This window comes from Pseudomonas sp. LBUM1640, from assembly GCF_059716225.1.
On record NZ_CP166816.1, the window covers coordinates 5,690,849 to 5,704,597 of the forward strand.

General features: G+C 59.5%; 17 protein-coding genes. 1 reads left to right on the top strand and 16 read right to left on the bottom strand.

Going from position 1 to position 13,749, the window contains the following annotated elements; translation table 11 throughout:
• Positions 1-14: 14 nt before the first annotated feature.
• The 15 genes from ispG to trmJ form a co-directional block, all read right to left on the bottom strand.
• Complete coding sequence (ispG, locus tag ACA065_RS25195; RefSeq protein ID WP_497691983.1) at positions 15-1,124, bottom strand: flavodoxin-dependent (E)-4-hydroxy-3-methylbut-2-enyl-diphosphate synthase; 1,110 nt, start codon at positions 1,122-1,124, stop codon at positions 15-17.
• A 2-nt stretch (positions 1,125-1,126) separates the two neighbouring features.
• Positions 1,127-2,119 (bottom strand): RodZ domain-containing protein, encoded by a 993-nt coding sequence (locus tag ACA065_RS25200; protein WP_497691984.1) that lies wholly within the window; start codon positions 2,117-2,119, stop codon positions 1,127-1,129.
• Positions 2,119-2,877, bottom strand: a complete 759-nt coding sequence (gene pilW, locus ACA065_RS25205) for a type IV pilus biogenesis/stability protein PilW (RefSeq protein ID WP_497691985.1) — start codon at positions 2,875-2,877, stop codon at positions 2,119-2,121. Before pilW ends, ACA065_RS25200 begins: the two co-directional genes overlap by 1 nt.
• 12 nt (positions 2,878-2,889) lie before the next feature.
• Positions 2,890-4,038 carry a dual-specificity RNA methyltransferase RlmN gene (gene rlmN / locus ACA065_RS25210; protein WP_083356870.1) on the bottom strand — a complete coding sequence of 383 codons (1,149 nt, stop codon included), beginning with the start codon at positions 4,036-4,038 and terminating at the stop codon, positions 2,890-2,892.
• A 29-nt stretch (positions 4,039-4,067) separates the two neighbouring features.
• Positions 4,068-4,493 (bottom strand): nucleoside-diphosphate kinase, encoded by a 426-nt coding sequence (ndk, locus tag ACA065_RS25215; protein WP_003175956.1) that lies wholly within the window; start codon positions 4,491-4,493, stop codon positions 4,068-4,070.
• 92 nt (positions 4,494-4,585) lie between these two features.
• Positions 4,586-4,786 carry a Fe-S cluster assembly protein IscX gene (gene iscX / locus ACA065_RS25220; RefSeq protein WP_032890702.1) on the bottom strand — a complete coding sequence of 67 codons (201 nt, stop codon included), beginning with the start codon at positions 4,784-4,786 and terminating at the stop codon, positions 4,586-4,588.
• A gap of 14 nt (positions 4,787-4,800) precedes the next feature.
• Positions 4,801-5,142 carry an ISC system 2Fe-2S type ferredoxin gene (gene fdx / locus ACA065_RS25225; protein WP_083356867.1) on the bottom strand — a complete coding sequence of 114 codons (342 nt, stop codon included), beginning with the start codon at positions 5,140-5,142 and terminating at the stop codon, positions 4,801-4,803.
• 3 nt (positions 5,143-5,145) lie between these two features.
• A complete protein-coding gene (gene hscA / locus ACA065_RS25230; RefSeq protein ID WP_497691986.1) occupies positions 5,146-7,008 on the bottom strand; it encodes a Fe-S protein assembly chaperone HscA in 1,863 nt (620 codons plus the stop codon).
• Between the two features lie 48 nt (positions 7,009-7,056).
• The gene (hscB, locus tag ACA065_RS25235) at positions 7,057-7,578 is read right to left on the bottom strand and encodes a co-chaperone HscB (RefSeq protein WP_497691987.1); all 522 of its coding nucleotides are present in this window, start codon (positions 7,576-7,578) and stop codon (positions 7,057-7,059) included.
• An 8-nt stretch (positions 7,579-7,586) separates the two neighbouring features.
• A complete protein-coding gene (gene iscA / locus ACA065_RS25240; RefSeq protein WP_003209680.1) occupies positions 7,587-7,910 on the bottom strand; it encodes an iron-sulfur cluster assembly protein IscA in 324 nt (107 codons plus the stop codon).
• A gap of 28 nt (positions 7,911-7,938) precedes the next feature.
• Complete coding sequence (gene iscU / locus ACA065_RS25245) at positions 7,939-8,325, bottom strand: Fe-S cluster assembly scaffold IscU (RefSeq protein ID WP_003175965.1); 387 nt, start codon at positions 8,323-8,325, stop codon at positions 7,939-7,941.
• Positions 8,326-8,424: 99 nt separating this feature from the next.
• Positions 8,425-9,639, bottom strand: coding sequence for an IscS subfamily cysteine desulfurase (locus ACA065_RS25250; RefSeq protein WP_497691988.1), 1,215 nt, complete (start codon positions 9,637-9,639; stop codon positions 8,425-8,427).
• A 50-nt stretch (positions 9,640-9,689) separates the two neighbouring features.
• Entirely contained in the window at positions 9,690-10,181 is a 492-nt protein-coding gene (gene iscR, locus ACA065_RS25255; RefSeq protein ID WP_003194020.1) for a Fe-S cluster assembly transcriptional regulator IscR, read from the bottom strand.
• Positions 10,182-10,469: 288 nt separating this feature from the next.
• Positions 10,470-11,255, bottom strand: a complete 786-nt coding sequence (gene cysE / locus ACA065_RS25260; protein ID WP_497691989.1) for a serine O-acetyltransferase — start codon at positions 11,253-11,255, stop codon at positions 10,470-10,472.
• A gap of 2 nt (positions 11,256-11,257) precedes the next feature.
• Positions 11,258-12,028, bottom strand: a complete 771-nt coding sequence (gene trmJ, locus ACA065_RS25265) for a tRNA (cytosine(32)/uridine(32)-2'-O)-methyltransferase TrmJ (protein WP_003210307.1) — start codon at positions 12,026-12,028, stop codon at positions 11,258-11,260.
• Between the two features lie 145 nt (positions 12,029-12,173).
• Here trmJ and suhB point away from each other — a divergent pair, with 145 nt between their 5' ends.
• The gene (gene suhB, locus ACA065_RS25270) at positions 12,174-12,989 is read left to right on the top strand and encodes a type III secretion system regulator SuhB (RefSeq protein WP_003175971.1); all 816 of its coding nucleotides are present in this window, start codon (positions 12,174-12,176) and stop codon (positions 12,987-12,989) included.
• 205 nt (positions 12,990-13,194) lie between these two features.
• On the opposite strand, the gene ACA065_RS25275 is transcribed toward suhB, so the two are convergent.
• Entirely contained in the window at positions 13,195-13,737 is a 543-nt protein-coding gene (locus tag ACA065_RS25275; protein ID WP_497691990.1) for a glycine zipper 2TM domain-containing protein, read from the bottom strand.
• Positions 13,738-13,749: the final 12 nt, after the last annotated feature.

Here is a 13,749-nt window from a genome sequence, read left to right on the forward strand (position 1 = left end):
CCTTAAATTCGTTCTTAGCCGCGCGCGATCAGCGCTGCGTCAGCCGCGACCTTCTCGGCCGCTTTCTGGCGGATCAGTCTTTCGAGCTCATCCACCAGATTGTCATTCGTTAACTTCTGCGCCGGCTTGCCGTCGATGTAAATCAGGTTAGGTGTACCGCCAGTCAGGCCGATGTGCGCCTCTTTGGCTTCACCCGGGCCGTTGACCACGCAACCGATCACCGCAACATCCAGCGGCACCAGCAGATCTTCGAGGCGCCCTTCCAGTTCGTTCATGGTTTTCACCACGTCGAAGTTCTGCCGCGAGCAGCTCGGGCAGGCAATGAAGTTGATGCCGCGGGAACGCAAATGCAGGGACTTGAGAATGTCGTAACCGACCTTCACTTCCTCAACCGGGTCTGCCGCCAGGGAGATGCGGATAGTATCGCCAATCCCTTCGGCGAGCAGCATACCGAGACCCACCGCAGATTTCACTGTGCCTGAGCGCAAACCGCCCGCTTCAGTGATACCCAAGTGCAGTGGCTGCACGATTTCCTTGGCCAGCAGGCGGTAAGCTTCTACCGCCATAAACACGTCGGAAGCCTTTACGCTGACCTTGAAGTCCTGGAAATTCAGGCGTTCAAGGTGCTCAACGTGGCGCAGCGCGGATTCAACCAGCGCGGCCGGGGTTGGCTCGCCGTATTTCTTTTGCAGGTCTTTTTCCAGGGAACCGGCGTTGACGCCGATGCGGATCGGAATCCCGCGATCACGGGCTGCATCCACCACCGCGCGCACACGGTCTTCGCGACCGATGTTGCCCGGGTTGATACGCAGGCAGTCGACGCCCAGCTCAGCAACGCGCAAGGCGATCTTGTAGTCGAAGTGGATGTCGGCAACCAGCGGCACCTTGACCAACTGCTTGATGCGGCCAAACGCTTCGGCGGCATCCATGTCGGGCACGGAAATCCGCACGATGTCCACGCCGGCCGCTTCCAGACGGTTGATCTGGGCGACTGTGGCGGCGACATCATTGGTGTCGCTGTTGGTCATGCTCTGTACAGCGATGGGGGCGTCGCCACCCACCGGCACCGAGCCGACCCAGATCTTGCGCGATACGCGACGTTTGATTGGAGATTCGCCGTGCATGACTATTGTCCCAACTTGAGGCGAGCAGTCTCGCCACTGGTGAACGGCGCTACGTCCACAGGCTGGCCGTTGTAGACCACTTGCGCGCCACGGGCAAAGCCCAGACGCAGCGTCAAAGGAGGCTTGCCGCCTTGGTCAAGCGTATCTCCCTTACGCTTCAAACCGCTGAACAGCACTTTGCCGTTGCCATCGGTGACTTGCGTCCAGCAGTCAGCGACGAAGGTAATCTGGATATGCCCGTCACCGGCGATCAGCGCAGGCGCGGCAGGCGGCGCAACCGCTGGTGTTGCCGGCGCGGTGGGTGCGGTGGTCGCAGGCGCCTGTGCCGCAGCCGCAGGCGTCTGGGCCTGGGCAGTTGGGGCGGCCGGGGTAGCTGGCGCCGGTACAGCCGCGGTAGCAGCAGGAGCAGTGGCGGCCTCCGGCGCTGGCTGCTCGGCAGTGGCCGGCGCTTGCGGCGCGGCCTGCCCTTCGGCAACGGCTTGGTCTTCCGGCTCATCCAGCGGATGAATCTGGGTGGTACCGTCGGCGCTTTCGACTTCGACGTGCTCCATGGCGTTGCTGGTCAGGTCCTTGCTGCGCTGGGAAGCCTGATCTTGCCACCAGACGAAACCGCCGCCGATCACGGCGATCAGCAGCAACAGGCTGACAATTCGCAAAATTGTGTGGGAAACCCGCACCGGCTCTTCGATACGACCCAGGCCATGGACATTGCTGCCCTGGGAGTCGGTGCCGGTGAATTGGTCGAATTCCTGTACCAGTACGGTCTGGTCAATGCCCAGCAATTTGGCGTAGGCGCGGATATAGCCGCGGGCGAAGGTATGCCCAGGCAGCTTGTCGAACGCGCCGGCTTCCAGGTTGCCCAGGGACGTCGTGGTCAAATTGAGCTTGAGGGCCACTTCTGCCAGCGACCAACCATTGCTTTCGCGGGCCTGACGCAAGGTCTCGCCTGGGTTTACGCGATTAGCTGCTACAACTTCCGGGTGCGCCGCTTTCATCATTGCTCCGACAGGTATTGCTGATATTCCGGCGTACCGGGATAGAGTCGTTCGAGTTGCTGGCCAAAACGTGCGGCCGTGTCGCGTTCTTCATGAACCGTCGCCAGGCGCACACCGAGCAATAGACTACGTGCATTTTGCCCGCTGAGCAGGCTAAAACGCTCGTAATAGTCACGTGCCGGCACATAATGCCTGTCTTCGTAAGACAACTCAGCCATTTCGAGCAACGCGCGTGGCTGACGACCGTTCAAATGCAGGGCTTTTTCCAGTTGCTGGCGGGCGCTATCGCGCTGGCCAAGGCGCATCGAGGTGACCCCAAGGTTCTCGAACACCCGCGACCGCTCTGGGTAGAGGACATCTGCGCAGGCTTGCTGGAAATAACGGGAGGCCTGGTCATAACGTTTCTGCTCGAACAGGAAGCTGCCGTAATTGTTCAGCAGCCGAGGGTCGCCAGGACGCGCGGCCAAGGCCTTGTGGAAATATTGATCGGCCAATTCAGGCTCGGCCTGCGCCTGAAACACCAGGGCCAAGGCGGCATTCGCGTCGGCATCGTCGCTGTCCAGTTCAAGGGCCTTCTTCAACGGCACCTTGGCCTGCTCGCTCATCCCTTGGCGCAGGTAACCCAAGCCCAGTTGCACATAGGCAACTCGCGCCTCATCACGGCCTTTATCGGTATGCAAAGGGCTGTCATGGCCCGATGAAACACAACCGGCCACGAGACCGGTAAAAAGTAAAAGCAGCGCAAGGCGCAGGGGCATAGAGATCCTCTCTCAGATTCGATTCACAGCAATTTGCGGCAAATCTTCGGCGGCGTTAAGTTCGCGCACGGCGATATAACGTTCGCTGCGACGGGTGCGATCCAGCACCTGTCCTACCAATTGGCCACACGCGGCGTCGATGTCCTCACCACGCGTGGTGCGTACGGTGACGTTGTAGCCCGCCTGGTGCAGTTGATCCTGGAAACGGCGGATGGCGTTGTTGCTCGGCCGCTCGTAGCCAGAATGTGGAAACGGGTTAAACGGAATCAGGTTGATCTTGCACGGGGTGTTCTTGAGCAGCTCGATCATCTCGACCGCGTGCTCAACCTTGTCGTTGATGTCTTTGAGCATGGTGTACTCAATGGTCAACACACGCTTCTCGCCCAAGGTCGCCATGTAGCGCTGGCAAGATTCGAGCAGCATCTTAAGCGGATACTTCTTGTTGATCGGCACCAATTGGTTACGCAATGCGTCATTGGGTGCGTGCAGCGACAACGCCAGGGAGACGTCGATGTGCTTGGCCAGCTCATCGATCATCGGCACCACGCCTGAGGTCGACAGGGTCACACGGCGCTTGGAAATGCCGTAGCCCAGGTCGTCCATCATCAAGTGCATGGCCGCGATCACATTGTCGAAGTTCAGCAGCGGCTCACCCATGCCCATCATCACCACGTTGGTGATGGCACGGTCGACGGTTGCCGGGACGCTGCCAAAGGATTTGTTGGCAATCCACACCTGGCCGATAACTTCGGCGGCGGTGAGGTTGCTATTGAAGCCTTGCTTGCCGGTGGAGCAGAAACTGCAGTCCAGGGCACAGCCTGCCTGGGACGAAACGCACAAAGTGCCACGCTTGCCCTGGGGAATGTATACGGTCTCGACGCAGCTGCCGGACGCCACGCGCACCACCCACTTACGGGTGCCGTCGCTGGAGATGTCCTCGCTGACAACTTCCGGACCACGGACCTCAGCAATGGCCTTGAGCTTGTCGCGCAGGGCCTTGCTGACGTTCGTCATGGCGTCGAAATCGTCGACGCCAAAGTGGTGAATCCACTTCATTACCTGACCGGCACGGAAACGCTTCTCCCCGATTGAGTCGAAGAATTTCTCCATTTCCGGCTGAGTCAGACCCAGCAGGTTGGTTTTAACAGTCGATGTAGTCATGGATTCACCCTCACTCTTTAAGCCGATGCTTAGCGAGCGGTTACTTCAGTAGCAGCGAAAAAGTACGAGATTTCGCGAGCAGCAGCGGCTTCGGAGTCCGAACCGTGAACAGCGTTGGCGTCGATGGACTCAGCGAAGTCAGCACGGATGGTGCCGGCAGCGGCTTCTTTAGGGTTGGTAGCGCCCATCAGCTCACGGTTCAGAGCGATAGCGTTTTCGCCTTCCAGAACCTGAACAACAACAGGACCGGAGATCATGAAGGCAACCAGGTCGCCGAAGAAGCCACGAGCGCTGTGCTCAGCGTAGAAGCCTTCAGCTTCAGCTTTGGACAGTTGCTTGAGTTTCGAAGCTACAACCTTCAGGCCGGCTTTTTCGAAACGAGTGGTGATCTCGCCGATGACGTTTTTTGCAACAGCGTCAGGCTTGATGATGGAGAAAGTACGTTGAACAGCCATGGTGTAACTCCAGAAACGGTAATTTACGAAAAATTAAACCCGCGAATTATACGCGGGTTATTGGGTATTGCCTAACTGCGTAAAAAGGCGGCTCAGTCTGCTTCTTCGATCCACAGGCCTTGAATCGCCTCCAGAACCTTTTCGCCACCCCGATCCGGGATGTCGTCGAATTCCGGCAGCGCCATTACGAGGTCGCGCAGCTTGACGAAGTTCACAGTAAGAGGATTGACCTCAGGATGAGCTTCAGCAAGTTGTATAGCGATTTCTTGTACATCAACCCATTTCAGGCTCATGACATTTCCTTGAATCAATGCGGCGCTTCGGCTGCATGGTTGAGGGAATATTTCGGAATTTCGACGGTGATGTCTTCAGTGCCGACCTTGGCCTGACAGCTTAGGCGAGAAGTCGGCTCCAGGCCCCACGCGCGATCCAGAAAGTCCTCTTCCAGCTCATCGGCTTCTTCAAGAGAGTTGAAACCCTCGCGAATCACGCAGTGGCAGGTAGTGCAAGCGCACACGCCGCCACAGGCACTCTCGATCTCGATGTGGTTGTCATGGGCAACTTCGAGGATGGACTTGCCGGTCTCAGCCTCCACGACCATACCGTCCGGGCAATGCTCGGCGTGTGGCAGAAAAATGACCTGCGGCATTAATTATTCCTCGATTTCATTCAGATTGCGCCCGGCCAGGGCGGCTTTTACCGACTGGTCCATGCGACGGGCGGCAAAAGCATCGGTCACTTGCGACAGGCGCTTGGTCTGTTGCTCGATGGCGTAACCATCGGTGCCTTTCATCAGTTCGGCCAGTTCCTGCATCTGCAGGTCGATAACCATGCGCTCCTCGGCATCCAACAGGCGCTCGCCGTCGGCATCCAGGGCACCCTGTACAGCCTCAAGCAGGCGCTGGGCGTCGACTTGCTGCTCGCGCAGTACGCGGGCAACCTTGTCGTCACCGGCATATTGGAACGAATCCTTAAGCATCTTGGCGATTTCGCCGTCGGTCAGGCCGTAAGACGGCTTGACCTGGATGCTGGCTTCAACGCCCGAGGCCAGCTCGCGCGCAGCCACGCTGAGCAGGCCATCGGCGTCGACCTGGTAGGTCACACGAATCTTCGCTGCACCGGCGACCATTGCCGGAATGCCGCGCAATTCAAAGCGCGCCAGGGAGCGACAATCGCTGATCAGCTCGCGCTCGCCCTGCAGCACATGAATCATCATGGCCGTCTGGCCATCTTTGTACGTGGTGAAGTCCTGGGCACGCGCGACGGGGATGGTGGTGTTGCGCGGAATCACCTTCTCCATCAGGCCGCCCATGGTTTCCAGCCCCAGAGACAGCGGGATCACGTCGAGCAGCAGCAATTCGCCACCATCGCGTTTGTTGCCGGCCAGGGTATCGGCCTGGATCGCGGCACCAATGGCGACGACTTGATCCGGGTCGATTTCAGTCAGCGGCTCGCGACCAAAGGCTTCAGCAACGGCGTCGCGAACGCGCGGAACGCGAGTCGAACCGCCAACCATGACCACGGCGGCGACGTCTTCCAGCTCAACACCGGAATCACGTACGGCACGGCGGCAGGCTTTCAGGCTGCGGGCAACCATCGGCTCGATCAGCGCGTCGAAGGCTTCACGGGTCAGCTGGGCCGACCAGGAACCGTAGGAAACGTCTACAGAACGGGCATCAGTCAGTGCTTCTTTGGCCGCACAGGCGGTTTGCAGCAGATTACGCTGCGCGCCCGGGTCCAGGTCGGCAGACAAACCGGCGCTGGTGATGATCCAGCCGGCAATGGCGTGATCGAAGTCATCGCCGCCCAGGGCAGTGTCGCCACCGGTGGCCAGCACTTCGAACACACCGCCGGTCAGGCGCAGGATCGAAATATCAAAGGTGCCGCCGCCCAGGTCATAGATAGCAACCAAACCTTCGGCGTGCTGATCCAGGCCATAGGCCACCGCGGCAGCCGTCGGCTCGTTGAGCAAACGCAGTACGTTGAGACCGGCGAGTTTCGCCGCGTCCTTGGTAGCTTGGCGCTGCGCGTCGTCGAAATACGCAGGAACGGTGATCACCGCGCCGACCAATTCGCCGCCCAAGGTGGTTTCTGCACGCTGGCGCAGCACCTTGAGGATATCGGCCGACACTTCCACCGGGCTTTTAGGGCCCTGGACGGTGTCGATGAACGGCATATGCGATTCGCCGCCGACAAAGCGATACGGCAGCTGGTCGCCCAATTGCTTGACGTCGGACAGACCACGACCCATCAAGCGCTTGACCGACAGCACGGTGTTCAAAGGATCGGAAGACGCCGCCAACTTGGCCGACTCACCGACTTCGGTGTGGTCAGCGTGATAGCGCACGGCGGACGGCAGGATAACCTGGCCATCGGCGTCGGGCAGCGGTTCGGACAGGCCGCTGCGCAAGGCAGCGACCAGGGAATTGGTGGTGCCCAGGTCAATCCCGACCGCCAGGCGACGCTGGTGCGGTTGAGGGCTTTGGCCGGGTTCGGCGATCTGCAGTAGGGCCATGGTAATCAGGTCTTATCTGTCTATCAGGCGTGCACGGGCAGCACTGGGTTAATCGTCGAGGCGCTCTTCTAGCTGGCGCACTTCGTAGGTGAGCTTGTCGAGGAACTGCATACGCCGCATCAGGCGCTCGGCCTGTTCACGTTGCGCTGCATCATCCCAACAGGCTGCGAAGCTTTCGTTGAGTTCATCCTGGGCCACTTTCAGACGGCGCTTGAAGACTGCGACACCGGCCACATCGGCCTCGTCCTGCAAGTCTTCGAGTTCTTCGCGCCATTGCATCTGCTGCATCAGGAAGTCCGGGTCGTGCACCGTAACTTCAATCGGCAACTCGCCACCGTTCATCGCGAGCAGGTAACGCGCGCGCTTGGGCGGGTTTTTCAGCGTCTGATAGGCTTCGTTGAGGCTGGCTGACTGCTCCAGCGCCAGGCGTTGCTCACGCTCGGAAGCGTCAGCGAAGCGGTCCGGATGCACCCCACGCGCCAACTCTCGGTAGCGCGTGGCAAGCTGGTCGAGGTCCAGCCGAAAGCTCGGCTGCAGCTCGAATAAAGCGAAATGACAAGGAGTACCCACAAATAGCCTCAGATGTTGAAGCTTTCGCCGCAGCCACATTCACCGCGTACGTTGGGGTTGTTGAACTTGAAGCCTTCGTTCAACCCTTCCTTGACGAAATCGAGCTCGGTGCCGTCCAGGTAGGTCAGGCTTTTAGGGTCGATGATCACTTTCTCGCCGTGACTTTCGAACACCTGATCCTCTTCAACTACCTCGTCGACAAACTCCAGCACGTAGGCAAGGCCGGAACAGCCCGTGGTGCGAACACCCAGACGAATCCCCTCACCTTTACCGCGCCCATTCAGGGAGCGGCGAATGTGCTGCGCAGCCGCTTCTGTCATGCTGATAGCCATCGTTGACTCCTTACTCGTCGCCAAATGCTTAGATCAAGCCTTTCTTCTGCTTGTAGTCGCGAACGGCCGCCTTGATGGCGTCTTCGGCGAGTACGGAGCAGTGAATTTTCACTGGCGGCAGGGCCAGTTCTTCGGCCAGCTGGGTGTTGCTGATGGTGACAGCCTCATCCAGGGTCTTGCCTTTCATCCACTCGGTAGCGAGGGAGCTGGAGGCAATGGCGGAACCGCAGCCGTAAGTCTTGAACTTGGCGTCTTCGATAACGCCAGCGTCATTGACCTTGATCTGCAGGCGCATAACGTCGCCGCACGCCGGAGCGCCGACCATGCCAGTGCCGACATCAGGGTCTTCCGCGTTCATCTTGCCGACGTTGCGCGGGTTTTCGTAGTGGTCGATGACCTTTTCGCTGTAAGCCATGGTACTGAATCCTCACTCATCAGGGCCGCTCTGGAACCCTGTAAAAACGCCTGCGTTTTCCGCCACGTTCCTACAGAGCTTGGGTGGCGGCTTCTATATTTAGTGTGCCGCCCACTCGATCTTGGAAATGTCGACACCGTCTTTGTACATGTCCCACAGCGGCGACAGAACGCGCAGCTTGTTGACGGCTTCGCAGACTTTCTGCGCGGCGTAGTCGATTTGCTCTTCGGTGGTGAAGCGGCCGAACGTAAAGCGGATCGAGCTGTGTGCCAGTTCGTCGTTGCGGCCCAGGGCGCGCAGTACGTACGAAGGCTCAAGCGAGGCCGAGGTGCAGGCCGAACCGGACGAAACCGCCAGGTCCTTGAGCGCCATGATCAGCGACTCGCCTTCGACGTAGTTGAAGCTCAAATTCAGGTTGTGCGGTACACGGGCGGTCATGCTGCCGTTGATGTACAGCTCTTCAAGGTTCTCGACCTGCTTGTAAAAGCGATCGCTCAACGCCTTGATGCGCACGTTTTCGGCAGCCATGTCTTCTTTGGCTACACGGAAGGCTTCGCCCATGCCGACGATCTGGTGGGTCGCCAGGGTGCCCGAACGCATGCCGCGCTCGTGACCGCCACCGTGCATGGTGGCTTCGATACGCACGCGAGGCTTACGGCTTACGTACAGCGCGCCGATGCCTTTAGGGCCGTAGGTCTTGTGGGCGGAGAACGACATCAGGTCGACTTTCAGCTTGGACAGGTCGATGTCGACCTTGCCGGTGGACTGCGCCGCGTCGACGTGCAGCAGGATGCCCTTGGAACGGGTCAGCTCGCCGATGGCCGCGATGTCGTTGATGGTGCCGATTTCGTTGTTCACGTGGATCACGGAAACCAGGATGGTGTCTTCACGCAGCGCGGCTTCGATCATGGCCGGGGTGACGATACCGTCGGTGGTTGGCTCAAGGTAGGTGACCTCGAAACCTTCACGCTCCAGTTGGCGCATGGTGTCGAGGACAGCCTTGTGCTCAATCTTGGTGGTGATCAGGTGTTTGCCTTTGGTCGCGTAGAAATGCGCCGCGCCCTTGATAGCCAGGTTGTCGGACTCGGTGGCACCGGAGGTCCAGACGATTTCGCGCGGGTCGGCGCCCACCAGGTCAGCAACTTGGCGACGAGCGATCTCGACCGACTCCTCGGCTTTCCAGCCGAAAACGTGGGAACGGGAGGCCGGGTTGCCGAAGTTTCCGTCAACCAGCAAGCACTCGCTCATCTTTTGCGCGACACGCGGATCAACCGGGGTGGTCGCTGAGTAATCAAGGTAAATCGGCAATTTCATGGACTTTCTCCTAAATCAGGCTGGCTGGCGTGCCGTTAGCTCTGCGGCTGTTACTCGACGGCGGACGCTTCGATCTTGTCCAGACGCGGCGCCTTGGTGTTGCAACGGCGCTGGTCCTGACGCTGGGCTACTTCTTGCACCTCACGGCGAGTCACAAGATCAGCCAAGCTGATACCACTCAAAAACTCATGGATCTGCAGGCTCAAGTCACACCACAAGTGGTGCGTCAGGCAGGTGTCGCCGGCGTGGCAATCACCCAAACCCTGGCATTTGGTGGCATCGACGGATTCGTTGACCGCATCGATCACCTGGGCTACCTGGATGCCCTGCATGTCGCGGGACAATTGGTAGCCGCCACCCGGCCCACGTACGCTGGAAACCAAGTTGCTACGGCGCAATTTGGCAAACAGCTGTTCGAGGTAGGACAGGGAAATGCCTTGGCGCTCGGAGATATCGGCCAGGGACACCGGCCCAGTTTGCGCGTGCAAGGCCAGGTCTAGCATGGCGGTTACCGCGTATCGGCCTTTTGTAGTCAGTCTCATGGACAAGTACCAAGGTGTTTCAGAATGGGAGCAAGTATGCGATTCCCGAGTATTTAAGTCAACTATAAGACCTAGTACTTTAGTCAGGATTACCCGTAAAAAGGGCGCGCGAATCATAGCAGGGCGGGGCGGGATCGAACAGCAGGAACAGGGGAAGGGGCTCAATCTCAAGACCAATGCAGATCAAGCGTGGGAGCTGGCTTGCCTGCGACAGCGGTCAGCCAGCTAACTTAGAGGCTGCTGACCCGCCGCTATCGCAGGCAAGCCAGCTCCCACAGGGGATCGTACTCAACCAGCCTTGGTGGTAGGGGCTTCACTTTTGATCTCGGCGAAGTCTTCTTCGCGCAACTCAGGCAGATCTTTCGCACAGTAGCTGCTGCCCAGTTCCTTCAGTGCGCCGCACATGCCATCCAGCTTGCCGTCCACCGCTTGCAAGTGGTCAAGCAACTGCCCAATGGCACGCGCCACCGGGTCGGGCATGTCTTCGCTGACGCCGTAGGCATCGAAGCCGATCTTCTCGGCCATGGCTTTGCGCTTGGCCTCCTGTTCGTCGCCGACTTGCGGCTTGACGATGATGCGACCCGGAATACCTACCACGGTGGCGCCCGGCGGTACGGCCTTGGTCACTACGGCATTGGAGCCAACTTTAGCACCGGCACCAACCGTAAATGGACCGAGCACCTTGGCGCCCGCCCCCACCACCACGCCGTCACCCAGGGTCGGGTGGCGCTTGCCTTTATTCCAGCTGGTGCCGCCCAGGGTCACGCCCTGATATAGCGTCACGTCGTCGCCGATCTCGGCGGTCTCGCCAATCACGATGCCCATGCCGTGGTCGATAAAGAACCGACGACCCACCTTGGCGCCGGGGTGAATCTCGATCCCGGTCAACCAGCGGCCAAAGTTCGACACCAGCCGCGCCAGCCATTTCCAGCCCATGCCCCACAAGGCGCCGGAGAGGCGGTGAATCCAGATCGCGTGCATGCCCGGGTAGCAGGTCAGCACTTCAAAGGCGTTGCGCGCCGCCGGATCACGGTGGAAAACACTCTGGATATCTTCTCGCAAACGCTCGAACATTTTTAATCCTTCCGCTTAAGAAGCTCGCCACGGGCCGCTTTCTGGGTTTCCGTGAGGATGCCACGCAATATATTCATTTCTGCCCGGCTGACCGAGCTGCGCCCGTACAGGCGACGTAGGCGCGCCATCAGGTGCCGTGGTTTTTCCGGATCGAGGAATTCAATGGCCACCAGGGTTTGCTCGAGGTGCTCATAGAACCGCTCCAGCTCGTCCATCGTGGCCAACTCGCCACTTTTGGTCGATGCGACTTCATCCTTTTCTACCTTGCTCGGCTGGCCTTCAGCGGCCAGCCAGGCCATGCGCACTTCATAACTCAACACCTGCACCGCTGCCCCGAGGTTCAGCGAACTGAACTCAGGGTCTGATGGAATGTGCACGTGGTAATGACATCGCTGCAGCTCTTCATTGGTCAGGCCGGAGTCTTCACGACCGAACACCAACGCGATTTCAGCGCCGCCGGCCGCCTCCTCCACCACTTTGGTGCCGCACTCGCGCGGATCCAGCAGCGGCCAGGGGATACGCCGGTCACGGGCGCTGGTGCCGAGCACCAGGTTGCAGCCGACCAAGGCATCTTCCAGCGTGGCGACGACCTGGGCTTTTTCCAGGATGTCATTGGCGCCGGATGCACGGGCATCGGCCTCGTGGTGCGGGAACACGCGCGGTTCGACCAGCACCAGGCGCGTCAGCCCCATGTTTTTCATGGCTCGCGCCACCCCGCCGATGTTGCCGGGATGACTGGTATTGACCAAGACGACACGAATGTTTTGCAGCAAGGGAGGCGCTCTCGGACACGGGAAAGGGGAGCAAATCTTACAGAACAGCCTAAGGTTATGCCATGAAAGGTAACGTCGTCCTTCACCTGAAGAAAGTTTCTGCTAGAATGCTCGGCTTTCTTTAACAACCTTAGGTGACACATCCATGCAGCCCATGCTGAATATCGCGCTGCGCGCCGCCCGCAGCGCCAGTGAATTGATCTTCCGCTCCATCGAGCGCCTGGATACCATCAAGGTCGACGAAAAAGACGCCAAGGATTATGTATCCGAGGTGGATCGCGCCGCCGAACAGAAAATCATCGACGCACTGCGCAAGGCCTACCCTACCCACGGCATCCTCGGCGAAGAAACCGGTTTGCACAAAGGCAGCGGCGAAGGCGAAGACTACCTGTGGATCATCGACCCACTGGATGGCACCACCAACTTCCTGCGCGGCATCCCACACTTTGCCGTGAGCATTGCCTGCAAATACCGTGGCCGCCTGGAACACGCCGTTGTCCTGGACCCGGTTCGCCAGGAAGAATTCACCGCCAGCCGTGGCCGTGGCGCCCAGCTGAACGGTCGTCGCCTGCGTGTCAGCGGCCGCACCAGCCTGGACGGCGCCCTGCTGGGCACTGGCTTCCCGTTCCGTGACGACCAGATGGATAACCTGGAAAACTACCTGGGCATGTTCCGCGCCCTGGTTGGCCAGACCGCCGGCATCCGTCGCGCTGGCGCGGCCAGCCTGGACCTGGCTTACGTAGCTGCCGGTCGTTTTGATGCGTTCTGGGAGTCGGGCCTGTCCGAGTGGGACATGGCTGCAGGCGCCCTGCTGATTCAAGAAGCTGGCGGCCTGGTGAGCGACTTCACCGGTGGTCACGACTTCCTTGAGAAAGGCCACGTGGTTGCCGGTAACACCAAATGCTTCAAGGCAGTACTGACGGCGATCCAGCCGCACCTGCCGGCTTCGCTGAAGCGCTAAGCGAGCGCACACAAAAAAGCACCCCTAGGGGTGCTTTTTTTGTGCCTGGGATTTGGGCGATACGGCAATTGCAGCTTCAACCCATACCCAATGTGGGAGCGGGCTTGCTCGCGAAAGCGGTAGCCCAGTCAATAAATCTGTTGATTGACACTCCACCTTCGCGAGCAAGCCCGCTCCCACATTTTGAACCGTGCTCGACCTGGAATTACTGCTGGTTCTGCCCCAGGATCAAGCGGCCTTCTTTATCCACTGGAATCTGGCCGCCCGGATCACGGTCCATACGCACCGAACCTTCTTTACCATCCAGGTTGTACCGCACGTCATAGCCGACAACTTTGTCGCTGATATCGTTGACGGTGTTACAACGGGTTTGTGTAGTGGTGTAGGTATCGCGGCTCTGCATGCCTTCCTGAACCTTGTTACCGGCGTAACCGCCACCCACCGCGCCAGCTACAGTAGCCAGCTTCTTGCCATTACCGCCACCGACCTGGTTGCCCAACAGGCCACCGGCCAACGCACCAACCACGGTGCCGACGATTTGATGTTGATCCTGCACCGGCTTCTGCCGGGTCACAGCGACGTCCTTGCAGACCTCGCGCGGGGTTTTAATCTGGGTTTTCACCGGCTGCACCGCCAGCACTTGCGCATACTCAGGGCCGCTTTTTACCAGGCTGTAGGTGGCAACAGCACCCCCGGCAGTCACACCGACAGCACCCAATACTGCACCAACCAGCAACGACTTGTTCACGTGAACCTCCTG